General features: G+C 58.3%; 1 protein-coding gene. It reads left to right on the top strand.

What is annotated here, in order from left to right:
* Positions 1-592: 592 nt before the first annotated feature.
* Positions 593-1,009, top strand: coding sequence for a hypothetical protein (locus NZL82_RS19750; RefSeq protein ID WP_261271389.1), 417 nt, complete (start codon positions 593-595; stop codon positions 1,007-1,009).
* The last annotated feature ends 733 nt before the right edge of the window (positions 1,010-1,742 follow it).

Here is a 1,742-nt window from a genome sequence, read left to right as displayed (position 1 = left end):
CTCCCCGACAATCAACCTGAGACATAGGTCTTGCCAGCGGCAATCAAACACACCAAAACGACCTCGTCGCGATCAGCGCTTCTCATCCTGATCGTCGCTAACTTCTCATCCAGATCGTCGCGCTACACAGTGGCATGGCGCCAGGATTGTGGCGCGCACCCTCTATGAAATAGCGCGTGCCCTTCCAGCCGTTGATGGAGACGGTGTCCACTGGCAGCCAGGGTTGCATGATTTCAGACGCGGGCCGGACGCCTGCGCGAGCGGCAGCTGTGTCTGCGGTCCTGGTGACAATAGGGCCACCGGGCCCAGGCTTGACGTCGTAGCCTTGGCCATTGGTCCACAAGAAGTAGCCGCTATCGTCGTTGCCGGCTCGAACGTCGCCGTTAGACGCGACCTCGATGATAAGCGCGCTTGCCGAGCCCACTGAGCCTGGCTGCCGGTAAGTCGCCGTTACATCTGCTTCCGCCCAAGTGGGCGCGAGCGCGAGCAGCGCCACGACTAAAAGTGAAGAACAACGAACCATCCGGCAGCTACCTCCCCCAGGATGCCGTGATACACGCTCATATCAGCAGCGGGCGAGGGCAAATCGACCTTGTTCAACCTGAACGAACGTCTGGAGGTGAGGGGGCCGTTGAGATCGTGGAATGTCGGCAATTGGGTCATTCGTGGCGGAGGGGAGGGCGACCGGTATCGCCCAAACCCCGCCGTTCTCATTCTTGCTTTGCGGTCTGACACCGATCATCCTTCGCTGATGTCAGATCCTGCCAACAACTCCGATTATCTGATCAGCAGGTTTTTTGTGGGATTGCTTGCCTTGGCCGCCGTCGTGATTGCTGGAGTCATGGGATGGGAAATTTCTTCGGGAGTCGTCCATCATCGCACGGGAGGAATGGCCGCTCGAGCGGACGATCCAGGGGGCTTTTGGATTGACCTAGCCATTCAAGGAACGCTGGCGGTCTTCCTTGGCTGGCAGGCTTATCGGATGCGTCGGTTCGCTCGCCGCAACTAAAGTCGTCGCTCAACGCAGCACAGTGCCTATTGGGAAAGCTGCCGGTCGTTCTGCCACCCCGAGCAGACATTCCGCTGTCGCCCAATTGCGGAAGTTTAGCGGTGGAAAGACCGTCCTTCACAATCGCGGAGATAGGCTGAACTGCCCAAGGTAGGTATCCGACTGCGGTCGTCGCCGTTTGCGCGTCGTTGTAGCGCCGACACCCTTTAGTGACTGTCGCGAAACGGAGTAACGATGCTATGCTGGCTCGGCTCCGGTAGAGGCGCTCCGTTCCAAGAAGCGAGATACGCGATGTCCATACCGGCGGTTGAAAGACGGGTTATGAAGCTAACCTATGTCGCCATTTTTCTCTGGGTGATTTCCCTTTTTCTGCCGGTTTACATTGAAACCAAACGGCCTGACGGCGTTGCTTATGGCTTATTTATGCTGGTCGGCGGGGCCTTTGGACCTTTAATCTTTCAGTTTGGCTGGATTGGCAACATAGCTTTACCAATGGCAGCCGGGTTGCCATACTCAAGGTGGCCCCGTTACGCCTGCGCGCTCGCCTTCGCGAACTCACTGTTTTGGACGCATGTCGTCGATGATGTTGGCCACCACCAGATTACCGTAAGCGTGGCCGGTAGACCGTCTTGCTATTGGGCGCGGCTTTTCTGGTAGGCGAGTTTGCCGGCGTGTCGGCGGATGGCGATGGCGGCGACAGCGCGGCGGATGAAGCGTTCGTCGATGTCGTCGG

The organism is Sphingomonas sp. LC-1, assembly GCF_025371035.1.
Classification (GTDB): Bacteria; Pseudomonadota; Alphaproteobacteria; order Sphingomonadales; family Sphingomonadaceae; genus Sphingomonas; species Sphingomonas sanguinis_E.
The sequence above is the reverse complement of the archived record's forward strand: the minus strand, read 5'-3'. Positions and strand labels throughout refer to the sequence as shown.